Below are 15085 nucleotides of genomic sequence, written 5' to 3'. Positions count from 1 at the left end.
CGCACGTCATCTGATGACGGCAAGGAGTGCGAGATATCCTGCCCGGTCCATTAATTACTAAAGAGTTATTGATAACAATATCTTTTTCAAGCCGACCATCTTATCAAGGCGACTTGAACGAAACTATACTGCAAAGACTGAATTTCATCTAATAACCCTCTGTTTTTTTAATGAAATTAGAGTCGTCACTCATTAAAAGGAGCGAGCGAGAAGGGTCGGCCCAGGGCAGCTCCCTGGGGGCCTGATCGAGTCAGTTCAGCGGCAATTTCTGCCATGGCGGTCCAGCGATTTTCACACCAGGCTGGGGCCAGCAGGGTCGGACGGCGTGCCGACGCAGAGATCCGGTGATAGACCACCTCGGGGGGCGTGTGCTGGATCATGGCCACAGCCGCCTCCACATAGTGTTCCAGCGTCAGCACCTCCAGCCGCCCTGCCTGCCACGCCTTGCCGAGGGTGCTCCCCTCCACCACGTGGAGCGGATGCAGCTTGATCCCCTCGACCCCGGTCGCAACGATGCGATGCAGGGTATCGAGGCTGTCCATGGGCACCTCGCCCGGCAGGCCAACGATCAGATGGGCACATACCTTGATACCGCGCTGATGGGCACGTCTTACCGCATCCTCATAAGCGGCATAACCGTGGCCGCGATTGATCCGTTGCAGTGTCTTGTCGCTTGCACTTTGCAGCCCCAGCTCCAGCCACACCTCGTAGCCACGGGCCTGATAGCCCGCCAGCAGATCCAGTACCGCATCCGGCACGCAATCGGGCCGGGTCCCGACACAGAGCCCCACCATGTCGCTGACCGACAACGCCTCCTCATACATGCGCTGCAGGTATTCCACCTCGGCATAGGTGCTCGTATAGGCCTGAAAGTAGGCGAGATAGCGCTTGGCACGGGTCACTTCGTCCCGGCGCGCCAGCAGTTGTTGCACCACTGAGAGCTGCTGGGTCGATTCGTCGGCGAAAGAGGAGACATTGCAGAAGGTGCAGCCGCCGCGGCCCAGGGTGCCGTCCCGGTTCGGGCAGGTGAAGGCGCCGTGGATGGAGAGTTTGTGGATCTTCTGGCCGTGGCGCTGCTTGAGATCCTGGCCGAATGTATTGATGAGTTCGTGTAACTGCATGACACCTCCGATATGAGCTGTCATTGTACTGGCAGAGGCTCCCCGCCAGGCTGAGCTGGATCAAGCCGCCCCGCCCCCAAAAACCATATAAATATTCACATTGCGTGCGATAAATACCCACAGACAGGGTTTTAAGGTTACTTTTGGAAACCACAGACCTTCGACAAAGAGGGGAAAGTGGAACTATGCCTCCCCTCTAACCGGCTGTTAGCACTGCAAAAATCTCGCTTAGCCCGCAACCGGATAAATGCAAGACGCAGGATCCTGAAATGTGATCACCGCCCGCCCCCGACGGGATGAATTGGTAAAATTACTACAGTTCAGCGTCGCAAAGCAGTCAACCACCAAATCCATCATTATCAGTTCAATCAACTTTAAAAAATAAATTTCATGGATTTTTGTATAGCAAAAACTGGATTGAGTCTCTGAAACCCGCATTTTGTTATGGCGGTGTAACATTGCAAACAAGCGGGATGTCCAATTGACCTTGCCCGAAAATCCCATTAGTTTGGAGATTCGCCACCTCAGGCGGACGGAACCACAAGAGCCAATCGCAATTTATGCAGTTTGCGGTGGAAGGCCGAGCAAGGGAGAAATGCAATGTCACTATATGATCCAAAGCTGGAGAGGGATAACTGTGGCTTCGGCCTGTTGGCCCACATGGAAGGGGAAGCCAGCCACAAGCTTGTCCGTCTCGCGATGTCAGCCTTGGCTCGCATGCAGCACCGCGGCGGTATCTCCGCCGACGGCAAGACCGGCGATGGCTGTGGTCTGCTGCTGCAAAAACCGGACAGCTTCTATCGCGCTGTCGCCGAAGAGAAGGGATGGCACCTGGGCCGCAACTATGCGGTCGGCATGCTGTTCCTGAACCCGGATCCCGTATTGGCCCAGCAGACCCGCGACATCATCGACGAGGAGCTGGAAAGAGAGACCCTGAGTCTGGTCGGTTGGCGCAAGGTGCCCATCGATACCAATGTGCTCGGTCCCATCGCCAAGGCGTCCCTGCCAAGCATTGAACAGGTCTTTGTCAACGCGCCGCCAGGCTGGGTCGACAAGGATCTCGAGCGCCGCCTCTATATAGTGCGCCGCCGCATCGAGAAGCGCATCAGCGACGACTACTTCTATGTGGTCAGCCTCTCCAACCTGGTCACCGTCTATAAAGGACTGTGCATGCCGGTGGATTTGCCGCGCTTCTATCTGGATCTCGCCGACATCCGCATGCAGGCCGCCATCTGCGTGTTCCACCAGCGTTTCTCCACCAACACCAGCCCACGCTGGCCGCTGGCACAGCCATTCCGCTACCTCGCCCACAACGGCGAGATCAACACCATAGCCGGCAACCGCCAGTGGGCCAAGGCGCGCAGCTACAAGTTCGCTACCCCGCTGATCCCGGATCTGCAAGAGGCGGCCCCCTTCGTCAACACCACGGGGTCGGATTCCTCCAGCCTCGACAACATGCTTGATCTCTTCCTGGCCGGTGGCATGGACCTGTTCCGGGCCATGCGCCTGCTGATCCCGCCTGCATGGCAAAAACACCCGAACATGGATGACGACCTGCGCGCCTTCTATGACTTCAACTCCATGCACATGGAGCCCTGGGATGGCCCCGCCGGCATCGTCATGACAGATGGCCGCTACGCCACCTGTGCCCTGGACCGTAACGGCCTGCGCCCGGCCCGCTACGTCATCACCAAGGACAAGTTCATCACCCTCGCGTCTGAGGTCGGCACCTGGGACTACACCCCGGACGAAGTGCTGGAGAAGGGCCGGGTCGGTCCGGGCGAGCTGTTCGTGGTGGATACCAGCAACGGCAAGGTGTGGACCAGCTTCGAGATCGATGACGATCTCAAGAGTCGTCACACCTACAAGCAGTGGATGGACAAGCACTGCAAGCGACTGGTGCCGTTCGAGCAGATGGATGACGCCAGCACAGGCGCCCGCGAGCTCCCTGACGATCAGCTTAAGACCTATCAGAAACTGTTCGGTTACTCCTACGAGGAGCTGGATCAAATCATCCGCGTGCTCGGCGAGAACGGCCAGGAGGCGGTAGGCTCCATGGGGGATGACACCCCGATGGCGGTGCTCTCCTCCAGCCAGCGTACCCTGTACGACTACTTCCGCCAGATGTTCGCCCAGGTGACCAACCCGCCCATCGATCCGCTGCGGGAAAACCACGTCATGTCGCTGGCCACCTGTATAGGTCGCGAGCAGAACGTGTTCAACGAGACCTTCGGCCACGCCCACCGGGTGCTGTTCCAGTCGCCTATCCTGCTCTACTCCGACTTCCACCAGTTGCTGGCGCTGGAAGGGGAACACTACCGCCATGCGGTGCTGAGCCTCAACTATCAGCCCGAAGAGGGGCTGCAGGCAGCGCTGGAGCGGCTCTGTGCCGACGCGGCCGACAAGGCCCGCAATGGCACCGTGCTGCTGGTGCTGTCTGACAGAGACATCAGTGCCGACACCCTGCCCATTCCGGCCGCCATGGCGGTGGGGGCGGTGCAACGCACCCTGGTGGACAACAACCTGCGCTGCGACGCCAATATCCTGGTGGAGACCGCCAGCGTGCGCGACCCGCACCACTTCGCCGTGCTGCTGGGCTTTGGCGCCACCGCCATCTATCCCTATCTCGCCTACGAGACCCTGGCCAAACAGGTCGAGGAAGGGGTGCTGAAGATGAGCCTGCGCCAGGCCATGCTCAACTACCGCAACGGCATCAACAAGGGCCTCTACAAGGTGATGTCCAAGATGGGCATCAGCACTGTGGCAAGCTACCGCTGCTCCCAGCTGTTCGAAGCCGTGGGTCTGTCCAAATCCGTGGTCGAGCTCTGCTTCCGCGGCGTCTCCAGCCGCATTCAGGGCGCCGATTTCACCGACATCCAGCAGGATCAGGTCAATCTGGCCCGTCAGGCCTGGCTCGGCCGCAAGCCACTGACTCAGGGCGGGCTGCTCAAGTTCGTCCACGGCGGCGAGTACCACACCTACAACCCGGACGTGGTGCAGACCCTGCAAGTGGCGGTGCGCTCCGGCAACTACGCCGATTACAAGGAGTACGCCCGCCTGGTGAACGAGCGCCCCGTCGCCACATTGCGCGATCTGCTCGTCCTCAAGCAGGGAACGACGCCGGTTGCGCTGGAGCAGGTTGAGCCCGTCGCCAAGCTGTTCCCCCGCTTCGACTCCGCCGCCATGTCCATAGGCGCGCTGGGCCCTGAGGCGCACGAGGCGCTGGCGGTGGCCATGAACCGCCTCGGCGGTCAGAGCAACTCGGGCGAAGGCGGTGAAGATCCCAAGCGCTTTGGCACCGAGAAGAATTCCCGCATCAAGCAGGTCGCCTCGGGGCGCTTCGGCGTCACCCCCCACTACCTGATGAACGCCGATGTGGTGCAGATCAAGGTGGCCCAGGGCGCCAAGCCCGGCGAAGGCGGCCAACTGCCCGGTGACAAGGTGACGGCCCAGATCGCCAAGCTGCGCTATTCCGTGCCCGGCGTGACCCTGATCTCCCCGCCGCCGCACCACGACATCTACTCCATCGAGGATCTGGCCCAGCTCATCTTCGACATCAAGCAGATCAACCCGGACTGCCTGGTGTCGGTCAAGCTGGTCTCCGAGCCCGGCGTCGGCACCATCGCCTGCGGCGTGGCCAAGGCCTATGCCGACTTCATCACAGTCTCCGGTTATGACGGCGGCACCGGTGCCAGCCCGCTGAGCTCGGTCAAATATGCCGGCTCCCCCTGGGAGCTGGGGCTGGCCGAAACCCAGCAGGCCCTGGTGGCCAACGGCCTGCGCCACAAGGTGCGGCTGCAGGTGGATGGCGGTCTCAAAACCGGTCTGGACATCATCAAGGCGGCCATCCTCGGCGCCGAGAGCTTCGGTTTCGGCACCGGCCCCATGGTGGCGCTCGGCTGCAAATACCTGCGCATCTGCCACCTGAACAACTGCGCCACCGGCGTCGCCACCCAGGATGAGAAGCTGCGCCGCGAGCACTTCACCGGCCTGCCGGAGATGGTGATGAACTACTTCAAGTTCATCGCCGAAGAGACCCGGGAGCTGATGGCAGAGCTCGGCGTCACCCAGCTGACCGACCTCATCGGTCGTACCGACCTGCTGGAAGCCCTGCCCGGCCTCACCGCCCGTCAGGCCAAGCTGGACTTGTCCGGCATTCTGGCAAGCCCGGTGGCACCGGCAGGCTCCAGCCTGTTCAGCCAGCAGCACAACCCGACTTTCGACAAGGGCCCGCTCAACCTCAAGATGGTGGACGACCTGCTGGAGGCGGTGGAAAACATGAGCGGTGGCGAGTTCCGCTACGACATCCGCAACACGGATCGCTCGGTGGGTGCGCGCCTGTCCGGCGAGATAGTCAAACGTCACGGCAACCAGGGCATGGCCGCCGATCCGGTACGGGTGCACTTCAACGGTACCGCAGGCCAGAGCTTCGGCGTCTGGAACGCCGGCGGCCTCGAGATGATACTCACGGGTGACGCCAACGACTACGTGGGCAAGGGGATGACCGGCGGCAAGCTGGTGGTCAAACCCCATGTCGGTGTGGCCTTCAAGTCCCACGAGGCGGCCATCATAGGCAACACCTGCCTCTATGGCGCCACCGGCGGCAAGCTCTACGCCGCAGGCACCGCGGGCGAGCGCTTCGCGGTGCGCAACTCGGGGGCCCTGGCGGTGGTCGAGGGGATTGGCGACAACGGCTGTGAATACATGACAGGCGGCATCGTCACCATACTCGGCACCACGGGCGTCAACTTCGCGGCGGGCATGACAGGGGGCTTTGCCTATGTGCTCGACGAGTGCGGCAACTTTGCCAAGCGTACCAACCCCGAGCTGGTGGAACTGCTGGACGTGGCGGACCTTGCCATCCATCAGGAGCACCTGCGCGGCATCATCACGGCGCACCTCAATGAGACAGGCAGCTCGCGCGCCGAGGAGATACTGGCCAACTTCGACTCCTATGTGCCCAAGTTCAGGCTGATCAAACCCAAGTCCAGCGACGTCAAGTCCCTGCTTGGCCACACCAGCCGCTCTAGTGCAGAACTCAGAATCCAGGCGCAATAAGGAGGGAACCCTATGAGCCAGAACGTATTCCAGTTTATCGATGTCCAGCGGGTCGACCCGCCCAAGAAGCCGCTCAAGATCCGCAAGATCCAGTTTGTGGAGATCTACGAGCCCTTCAACCAGGCCCAGGTCGGCATGCAGGCGGATCGCTGCCTCGACTGCGGCAACCCCTATTGCGAGTGGAAGTGCCCGGTGCACAACTACATCCCCAACTGGCTGAAACTGGCCAACGAGGGACGCATCCTGGAGGCGGTGGAGCTCTCCCACCAGACCAACAGCCTGCCGGAGGTGTGCGGCCGGGTCTGCCCGCAAGACAGACTCTGTGAGGGTGCCTGCACCCTGAACGATCGCTTTGGCGCCGTGACCATAGGCAACATCGAAAAATACATCACCGACAAGGCGTTCGAGATGGGCTGGCGCCCGGATCTCTCCAAGGTGGTGAAGACCGACAAACGGGTCGCCGTCATCGGCGCAGGCCCCGCCGGCCTCGCCTGTGCCGACGTCCTGGCGCGCAATGGCGTCACCCCTGTGGTGTTTGACAAGTATCCGGAGATCGGCGGCCTGCTCACCTTCGGCATCCCCTCCTTCAAGCTGGAAAAAGAGGTGATGCAGCGCCGTCGCGAGATCTTCGAGGGCATGGGGGTGGAGTTCCGTCTCGAGACCGAAGTGGGTCGTGACGTCACCTTCGCCGACTTGCTCGGCGAGTTCGATGCCGTCTTCCTCGGGGTCGGCACCTACAAGTACATGAAGGGCGGCTTTGCCAATGAAGAGGCGCCGGGAGTCTACGACGCCCTGCCCTACCTCATCTCCAACGCCAACCGCTTGCTGGGCTTTGAGAAGGCGCAAGCCGATTACATCGACTTCGCCGGCAAGCAGGTGGTGGTGCTGGGCGGCGGCGATACCGCCATGGACTGCGTGCGCACCGCCATCCGCCAGGGGGCCGATCGGGTGATCTGCGCCTACCGCCGCGATGCCGAGAACATGCCGGGCTCCAAGCGGGAGGTGAAGAACGCCCAGGAGGAAGGGGTGGAATTCATGTTCAACCTCCAACCCGTCGGCGTTGAGCTGGACGCCCAGGGCCGCACCTGCGGCATCAAGGTAGTGAGCACCGAGCTCAGTGCGCCCGATGCCAACGGTCGTCGCAATCCGGTGGTGATCGAGGGCTCCGAACAGGTGCTGGCCGCCGATGCAGTGGTGATGGCGTTCGGCTTCCAGCCCAACCCCCAGCCCTGGATGCGTGATCACGGTATCGAGCTCGACAGCCGGGATCGCATCAAGGCCCCCGAGCAGGCCGAACATGCCTTCCAGACCAGCAACCCCAAGGTGTTTGCCGGTGGCGATGCGGTGCGCGGCTCGGATCTGGTGGTGACTGCCATCTACGAGGGCCGCAAGGCCGCCGAAGGGATCATGGACTACCTGGCCGTGTAAGCTGCCATCCAAGCCTCACCAAGCAAACAGCCCCGCAGATGCGGGGCTGTTTTTTATATGGCTGTCGTCCGGGCAAGCGCCGCTAGATGCTCCAGCTCTCCGGCAGGCGCTCGGTCAGGGTGGAGATGTATTCGAAGGTGCGCGCCCGCTTGGGGGTGGTGAACATCTGGCGCGCACTGCCCGCCTCCACCACCTCCCCCGCTTCCAGAAAGATCACCTGTTGCGCTATCTGGGCTGCGAGGCGCAAGTCGTGGGTGGCGATCAGCATGGTGGTGCCTTCCCGGGCCAGCTGGCGCAGCACGGCCACCACCTCCTGGGCCAGCTCGGGATCCAGCGCCGAGGTGGGCTCGTCACAGAGCAGCACCTTAGGCGCGGGGGCCAGGGCTCGGGCGATGGCGACCCGCTGCTGCTGGCCCCCTGAGAGGGTGGCGGGCACCGCCTCGGCCTTGTGGCTGAGCCCCACCTTGTCGAGCAGTTGCAGGCCACGCGCCTCCGCCTTCTCCTTTGGCCACTTCAACACTGTCACCAGTCCCTCCATCACGTTTTCCAGCACCGTCATGTGGGGGAACAGCTGGAAGTTCTGAAACACCATGCCGGTCTGCTGGCGCAGGGCCAGCACGCATTGCCGTGACAGATGATGGGAGAAGTCGAGCTCGCTCCCCCCCAGCACCAACTGCCCCGCATCCGGTCGCTCCAGAAGATTCACGCAGCGCAGCAGTGTGCTCTTGCCGCTGCCGGAGGGTCCTATCAGGGCGGTGACGCTGCCCGCCGCCATCGCAAGCCCTATCCCCTTGAGCACAGGCTTGCCACCAAAGTGTTTCTCGATACCGCTCAACCGGATCATAAGGCGACCTCCCGGGTCTCTTTATGGGTCAATCTGCGCTCCAGCCGGTCTTGCAAGGTGGAGAGCACTGAGCTGAACAGCAGATAGATGAGGGCCGTCTCTATGTAGAGGATGAGCGGCTCATAGGTGACCGAGGCGAGCCGCTGGGCCGCCTGAAACAGCTCAGGTACTGTCACCGCCGCCGCCAGCGAGGTGTCCTTGACCAGGGAGATGAAGGTGTTGGAGAGGGGCGGCACTGCGATGCGCGCCGCCTGCGGCAATATCACCCGCCACATCGCCTGGGGCCAGCTCATGCCGATGGAGTGCGCCGCCTCCCACTGCCCCTTGGGGATGGCCGCCAGGGTGGCGCGGATGATCTCCGAACTGTAGGCACCTATGTTGAGGGTGAAGCCGATGACGGCGGCGGTAAAGGCATCCAGCACTATGCCGGCGCTCGGCAGGCCGTAGAAAATCAGAAAGAGCTGAACCAGCAGCGGCGTGCCCCGAACAAGCCAGACATAGAAACGGACCAGGGCCACAAGCGGAGTGGGGCCATACAACCTTGCCAGGGCCACCAGGAAACCGAGCAATATTCCCAGCACGAAGGTGATCAGGGTCAGCGGCACGGTAAAAATAAGCCCCGCACTGAGCAGGGGCCAAAAAGAGTCGATCATTAACTGCAACCAGGCTGGCACGTTAATTACCTCTGTCGTTATTATGTTGCCGCAATATTATTGCGAGACGTCAGTGCCAAAATATTTAACCGATATTTTTTGATAGCTGCCATCCTGCTTGGCGGTGCGCAGCGCCTGATTGATGGCGGCCAGCAATTCCGGCTGCCCCTTGGCCAGCAAGGCGGCGGATTGATCCCCCTTCGCCTCGGTGGCCGCCACCTTCAGTCTGGCGTCCGGTTTCTGCTTCTTGAAGTCCAGGAAGGAGAGACTGTCGTTGATGGTGGCATCCACCCGCCCGGTCAGCACCAGCTCCAAGGACTGGTTGAAGCCCTCGGTGGCCACCACCTCGGCGCCCGATGACTTCGCCAGCTGGGCGAAGTTGCTGGTCAGAGACTGGGAGGATTTCTTGCCCTTCAGATCCGCGAAACTCTTGATGCTATCGTTGTCGCTGTGCACCACTATCACCGCCTTGGAGGTGATGTAGGGATCTGAAAAATCATATTTTTCAGTCGCTCCGGCGTGATGGCCACTTCGTTGAGCACCAGATCGTAGCGCTTGGCATCCACCCCGGCGATGAGCCCGTCCCACTTGCCTTCGACGAACTCCGGCTTGACACCGAGACCGCTTGCTATCAGCTCGCCAATCTCCACATCAAAGCCCACCAGCTTGCCGCTCTTGTCGTGATAGGTGAAGGGAGGATAGGCCCCTTCGGTCCCTATCTTGATCACCCCGGCGCTCTGGATGGCGGCGAGGCTGGATTGGGCCTCGGCCGAGGTCATCAGGGCCAGCGGAAGCGCCGCCAGCAAAAATAGGGAGCGTACTTTATTCATGATCCGCCTCGTTATATTTATAAACACTTGGAACGCTTGCCAAATAATATTGATTGGCGCCATGCAATTGTTATTTTTAAAACCTGAATCCGTAGCGGACCGATTAATATTCTTCACTGCAATATCGAAGGTTAATCCGGCTGACTATCGGCATGGACAAAACATATCCCGGGACCTTTCATCTCCCAACCATGAAATACGAGGATATTTAGCGAAATATTGGATAACGCCAACAGACGTGGCGATGCGCTGGCAGAGGGGCAGAGCAAGGGGCAGAAAAAGAGGAACCAGAAAGAGCAAAGAGAGAAGACGAAGGCACCGGGAGGCCCCAGGATCAGGGGCTCACCCGCACGCTATTCATCGACGGGGGACAAATCCCCCAGCAAGTAACGAGGGCCGCACCCCTGGCCTGCGGCACTGTCCCCCGGGTTGTAGAGGGCGCAATGCTCGAGCGACAGGCAGCCACAGCCGATGCAGGCGCTGAGCTTGCGCTTCATCAGTTGCAGGGCGGCGATGCGGCTGTCCAGCAGCGTTTGCCACTGACCGGCGATCCGCTCCCAGTCGTGGCGATCCGGCGTGCGACCATCGGGCAGTCCGCTGAGGGCCCCGGCTATCTCCTCGAGGCTTAAGCCCATCCCTTGCGCCACCCGGATAAAGGCGATACGACGAAGGACATCCTGCGGGTAGAGACGTCGGCCGCCTTCGCTGCGCAGGCTCTGGATCAGCCCCTTCTGCTCGTAGAAGCGCAGGGCGCTGGCGTTCACGCCGGCACGTTTGGCTATCTGGCCTATGGCCAGCCACTTACGATCCAATCTCATCCTTGATCTCAAGTTAACTTCAACTTGCATAATCCTGTCTCCCCTGACAAAAGGAGTCAAACGCTAATGGATCATCTCTACGCTCTGCTCGATGCCAACCAGGCCTTCCCCCTCAATGGTCGCGGCACCACCAACCACTGCCCCATGGCGTTGCACGCCCTGCACGAGATGGGGGCCAGCCCCCGGCAGTTGCAGCGCTTCTTTACCCACTGGCAGACCACTCAAGCCCTGCCCGCCGGGGAGAACAACCAGGGCGAAGAGGAGGAGGCCCTGTTCGTGGCACTGCGCCAGCAACTGCTGACCCGATTCGCCGAAGAGGGCTGGCTGCCATGCTTCGAAGAGCTGCTGGCGCAGCGTTTCTCCCCGGCAGGAGGCGCCTTTCATCCCCTCATTCGCTTCGCCTGTGCGCTGGAAAACGGCCACTTGGGGGAGCAGGCGGCGGCGCTGGCCGCCTGGCAGTGCAAGGCCCTGATCCTGCCTGCCGGAATGGGTACCCCCTGCCGGGACATCACCCGCCTGCTGGCGGGGCTGGCGGCCCATTGGGAGGGGTCACGCTGGGAAGGAGACTGGATCAGCGCCCGCCTGCGGCAGGTGGCGGCCGATCCCCGCTGGCCGGAGTCGCTGCCGCAAAGCCTCGATAACGGGCAAGATGTGCTGGCACAGCTGGCCGAGGCCGCCCTGCCCCTCTACTGGCAGACCGGCAACTTCACCGTCTTGCATCTGGTGACCGGCAGCCGGGCCGCCGCCATCGTCGACCGCCATCTGCCGGATGAGCTGAAAGACGCCTGGCAGCGCCTGATGTGGCAGGCGGTGGCCGCAGCCTATGTCACAGTCGGGGCGCCAGAACTGCACGCCCAGCGCTGGCCGGATACGGCAGGGCTGGATTGGGCACAGGTGTTGCCGCGGGCGATCGAGAGCCTGGACGATCACCTGATCAAGCTGGTGCACTGCTGCTGGCGGGAGCAGGCCCGCTCGCCCCATTATCTGGCGATCGCCGCCCGCGCTGTGGGATTGCTCGGCGCGGCGTCTTCCTCTCCCCTCCCCCAGGGCGCCTCATAGCACTGGCGACAAGTCGCGGCGGATCCTGGATCAGAGTCAGCTCACCCTGCATCCATGGCCTGTACGACGATCAGCCATAAAAAACCCCGGCACAGGGCCGGGGTAGTGAGAGAGGCATGAGCGTCAGGGCCCTGATCAGGCTCAGCCCTCGGCCAGCAGCGCCAGGGCGGGCTGGGCATTGCCCGGCACCAGACGGTAGGCCTTGTGGTGCTTGACCAGGGTGGCCTTCTTGTCACCCTGGCTCAGCAGCAGGCCCTGCTTGAAGGCCGCCTCGGCCAGCTGTTTTTCATCCCCGCGCACATAGAGGGTAAGAGGCTTCACCAGCTCTCCCCCCTCGATATGGCCCTGATACTCGCTGGCCGAGATGACCAGGCTGGATTGACCCTGGCTCAGCAGCCGCTGTTTGGCGCTCAGTTCGCTGTCGGTAAACACCAGCCAACCCGCGCTCTCCAGCTCGGCGACCAGGGTGGCGAGCCTGGCGCCCAACTGCCCGGGCTCGGCCATGGCCCGGCCGTACTGGCAGACGATGCGCGACAGCAGCCCCTTGAGATCGGCTCCGGCTCCCAGGGTGCGGCCCAGCTGCACCCAGGCTTTCAAGTCCTCCATCACCAGACGGGAGAAGCGCTTCTCCTTGAGGGAGTCCGCCATCCAGGTGCAGAGGAAGTGGCTCTCTTGCGCCGGGGTGCGCTTGCCCGCCTTCTGCTCTGCGGTACGGGCCAGCTCGGCCAGGCTCTGGGTGGCCATGTCGAGCAGGGCCTGATTGTAATCTTGCGGGTTCTTGACTGGCGGGATCATCGCACGTCCTCTGGGTGATCGGTAAACAGCATCAAGGCGCCAACGGCGCCTTGAGTCGGGAGCCAAGGCTCCCCTGCATCATCTTGTCCGCTTACTTCGACTGGCGAGGCTTCTTGGCGGCCGCCAGACGCTTGAGACGCTGGCCCTGCAGCTTGGCCTCGGCCATTACCTGGGCGGCGGCGTTGTCTTCCCGCTGCGGGCGCTTGCCGAAACGGCGGCGCTCCTGCAACTGCTTGATCAGCTCGTCACGGCTGCTCACCTCGTAGCCCGGCACCATGATGCGGCGGATCTTCTGGCCGATCAGCGCCTCGATCTCCAGCAGGGTGCGCTCCTCTTCACGGCTGACGAAGGAGACGGCCATGCCGCTCTTGCCGGCGCGGCCGGTGCGGCCGATGCGGTGGACGTAATCTTCCGCCAGGAAGGGCAGATCGTAGTTGACCACGTACTGCAGATCCGGGATGTCCAGACCACGGGCGGCCACTTCGGTGGCGACCAGCACCCGTACCTTGCCTTCCATGAATTCGCGCAGGGCGCGGCGACGGCTGCCTTGCGCCTTCTCGCCATGGACCACGGCGGACTTGATGCCGTCGAGGTTCAGCTCTTCCACCAGCACATCACAGCTCTCGCGGGTACTGGCGAACACCAGCACCTGTTGCCAGTTCTGCTTGCCGATGAGCTCGGAGAGCAACTCGCGCTTGCGCTTCTGCTCCACCGGATAGACGGTGTGGCTGACGGTATCGGCGGTGGAGTTCTGCTTGTTGACGCTGATGATCTGCGGTCTGTCCAGCATCAGGTTGGCCAGCTTCTTCACGGCGTCGGAGAAAGTGGCGGAGAACAGCAAGTTCTGACGGGTCTTGTTCACAGCCTGCAGGATCTGCTGCACATCGGCACTGAAGCCCATGTCGAGGATGCGATCCGCTTCGTCCAGCACCAGGGTCTCGACACCGGAGAGGCTGAGGTTGCAGGCAGTCAGGTGCTCGAGCAGACGGCCTGGGGTCGCCACTATGATGTGCGCACCGGCCTTGAGTTTGCGGGCCTGCACGTCCTGTTTGCCACCACCGACCAGGGTCAGTACGCTGATGTCCAGATACTTGGCGAAGTCGTTGATGTTGCTCGCCACCTGGGCAGCCAGCTCGCGGGTCGGGGTCAGGATCAGCACCCGGGCGTTGGAAGGCTGGGCCGGGGCAGGGTTATCCACCAGACGTTGCAGTATGGGCAGCGCAAAGGCCGCCGTCTTGCCGGTCCCGGTCTGGGCGCTGGCCAGCACGTCGCTGCCACGGCGTATGGTCGGGATCGCCTGCTGCTGCACAGGGGTCATCTCCTGATAACCGCACTCTGAGACGGCACGCAAAATCTCGGGGGCAAAATCGAACGATTCAAATCTCATAATGGGTTCCTGTGTTCCAGCTGAGCTGTAGTTGGCTTAAGTGGCCTGGGCCGGCATGTGGCACGGCCGCGGCGAGGCTTGGGGCCAAGGACGGCTGGGTCTGACATCACATCAGAAGATGAGCCGGAAAATGGCGGGCGCGAAGTGTAACAGATAGGCATCAGGATTTCCGCCTCAAATGGCCTGTATTTTTACGCCACCGGTGCGAGCCGCCTGAAGCAGGCAGCCTGGGGACAAGGGACAGGCCCCTCCCCCCTATATCCCCGTGCTTAGCTCAGCGCGCTCTCTTGGTCGAGCGCTTGAGCAGTCGCATGCCGATGGCGGCCACGGCGATGACGAAGAGGGTGAAGGAGGTCACCAGCAGGCACTTGGTCAACAGCTCGTGATGATCGGCCAAGAGCGGCGTCGCCATCATGAACTTGCCGACCATGCTGAGGGCCAGGGCCCAGAGGAAGGCGCTGGCAAAGCTGGTCATAGCCACCCGCAGCAGGTTCAGGCGGGAGATCCCCATCAGCATGGGCGTCAGCACCCGTACGAAGGGGATGAAACGGGAGACGAACATGGCCCAGAAGCCATAGCGTTCGAGCAGCCGGGAGGCGCGGGGCAGGCTGCCTTCCGGGATCACCCGCTCCACCTGGCCCATGAAGCGGGTACCGTGGAGCGCATGGCCCTGCCAATACGCCATCACGCTGCCGACGCCGGCGGCCAGGGGCAGATAGAGGAACACCACTTCGGGCCCGAGCACTCCCATGCCCACCAGACCACCGGCCAGCAGCACCAGGCTGTCCCCCGGCAGCGGCAAAAAGACGAAGCTCGATTCGAGAAAGAGGATCACCACCAGACAGGTGACGAGCAGACCGACCGCCTGCAGTTGTATTAATTGCTCAAAGTCCTGATGCCATATGGCAAGCAGCATGTCCTGCATCTGGTATGACTCCCATCAACGTAATGCGCATCCGTCATGACGGCCCAAAGGCCCGGTCTGGCCACCCCTCCCTGGTACCACCCCCATAAGTTCCTGCGGGAGGCCCGTTATACACCCGGGGAACTGAACAATAAATTAATGTCTGCCATTTATGTGGATACTCTGTC

10 protein-coding genes and 1 pseudogene are annotated in these 15085 nt (G+C 62.0%); 3 read left to right on the top strand and 8 right to left on the bottom strand.

What is annotated here, in order from left to right:
* Positions 1 to 185: 185 nt before the first annotated feature.
* Positions 186 to 1121 (bottom strand): TIGR01212 family radical SAM protein, encoded by a 936-nt coding sequence (locus Aeroheme_RS08140; protein ID WP_111912630.1) that lies wholly within the window; start codon positions 1119 to 1121, stop codon positions 186 to 188.
* A gap of 600 nt (positions 1122 to 1721) precedes the next feature.
* Here Aeroheme_RS08140 and gltB point away from each other — a divergent pair.
* Positions 1722 to 6179 (top strand): glutamate synthase large subunit, encoded by a 4458-nt coding sequence (gltB, locus tag Aeroheme_RS08135; protein ID WP_411167046.1) that lies wholly within the window; start codon positions 1722 to 1724, stop codon positions 6177 to 6179.
* A 12-nt stretch (positions 6180 to 6191) separates the two neighbouring features.
* Positions 6192 to 7607: an FAD-dependent oxidoreductase gene (locus tag Aeroheme_RS08130; protein ID WP_139745159.1), complete on the top strand. Its 1416-nt coding sequence runs from the start codon at positions 6192 to 6194 to the stop codon at positions 7605 to 7607.
* Between the two features lie 82 nt (positions 7608 to 7689).
* Here the strand turns inward: Aeroheme_RS08130 and Aeroheme_RS08125 are convergent, their stop codons facing one another.
* From Aeroheme_RS08125 to soxR, 4 genes and pseudogenes are all read right to left on the bottom strand, one after another.
* A complete protein-coding gene (locus tag Aeroheme_RS08125; RefSeq protein WP_411167045.1) occupies positions 7690 to 8451 on the bottom strand; it encodes an amino acid ABC transporter ATP-binding protein in 762 nt (253 codons plus the stop codon).
* Positions 8448 to 9104: an amino acid ABC transporter permease gene (locus Aeroheme_RS08120; RefSeq protein WP_193353976.1), complete on the bottom strand. Its 657-nt coding sequence runs from the start codon at positions 9102 to 9104 to the stop codon at positions 8448 to 8450. Before Aeroheme_RS08120 ends, Aeroheme_RS08125 begins: the two co-directional genes overlap by 4 nt.
* A 57-nt stretch (positions 9105 to 9161) precedes the next feature.
* A pseudogene (locus tag Aeroheme_RS08115) lies at positions 9162 to 9883 on the bottom strand (amino acid ABC transporter substrate-binding protein).
* A gap of 404 nt (positions 9884 to 10287) precedes the next feature.
* Positions 10288 to 10746, bottom strand: a complete 459-nt coding sequence (gene soxR, locus Aeroheme_RS08110; RefSeq protein ID WP_411167231.1) for a redox-sensitive transcriptional activator SoxR — start codon at positions 10744 to 10746, stop codon at positions 10288 to 10290.
* 72 nt (positions 10747 to 10818) lie between these two features.
* Here soxR and Aeroheme_RS08105 point away from each other — a divergent pair, with 72 nt between their 5' ends.
* Complete coding sequence (locus Aeroheme_RS08105; RefSeq protein ID WP_411167044.1) at positions 10819 to 11811, top strand: questin oxidase family protein; 993 nt, start codon at positions 10819 to 10821, stop codon at positions 11809 to 11811.
* 141 nt (positions 11812 to 11952) lie between these two features.
* Here the strand turns inward: Aeroheme_RS08105 and Aeroheme_RS08100 are convergent, their stop codons facing one another.
* The 3 genes from Aeroheme_RS08100 to Aeroheme_RS08090 all read right to left on the bottom strand — a co-directional run bounded on the left by Aeroheme_RS08100 (position 11953) and on the right by Aeroheme_RS08090 (position 14918).
* A complete protein-coding gene (locus Aeroheme_RS08100) occupies positions 11953 to 12606 on the bottom strand; it encodes a DUF2913 family protein (protein WP_139745161.1) in 654 nt (217 codons plus the stop codon).
* Between the two features lie 91 nt (positions 12607 to 12697).
* Positions 12698 to 13993 (bottom strand): DEAD/DEAH box helicase, encoded by a 1296-nt coding sequence (locus tag Aeroheme_RS08095; RefSeq protein WP_162520135.1) that lies wholly within the window; start codon positions 13991 to 13993, stop codon positions 12698 to 12700.
* 274 nt (positions 13994 to 14267) lie between these two features.
* On the bottom strand, positions 14268 to 14918 hold the full coding sequence (locus tag Aeroheme_RS08090; protein ID WP_411167043.1) for a DedA family protein: 651 nt from the start codon (positions 14916 to 14918) through the stop codon (positions 14268 to 14270).
* Positions 14919 to 15085 lie beyond the last annotated feature (167 nt).

Origin of the sequence: Aeromonas sp. DSM 116730, assembly GCF_046581335.1 — a bacterium.
Lineage (GTDB): Bacteria > Pseudomonadota > Gammaproteobacteria > Enterobacterales > Aeromonadaceae > Aeromonas > Aeromonas rivipollensis.
Note: the sequence above shows the minus strand (reverse complement) of the source record. Positions and strands in the feature narration are given on the sequence as shown.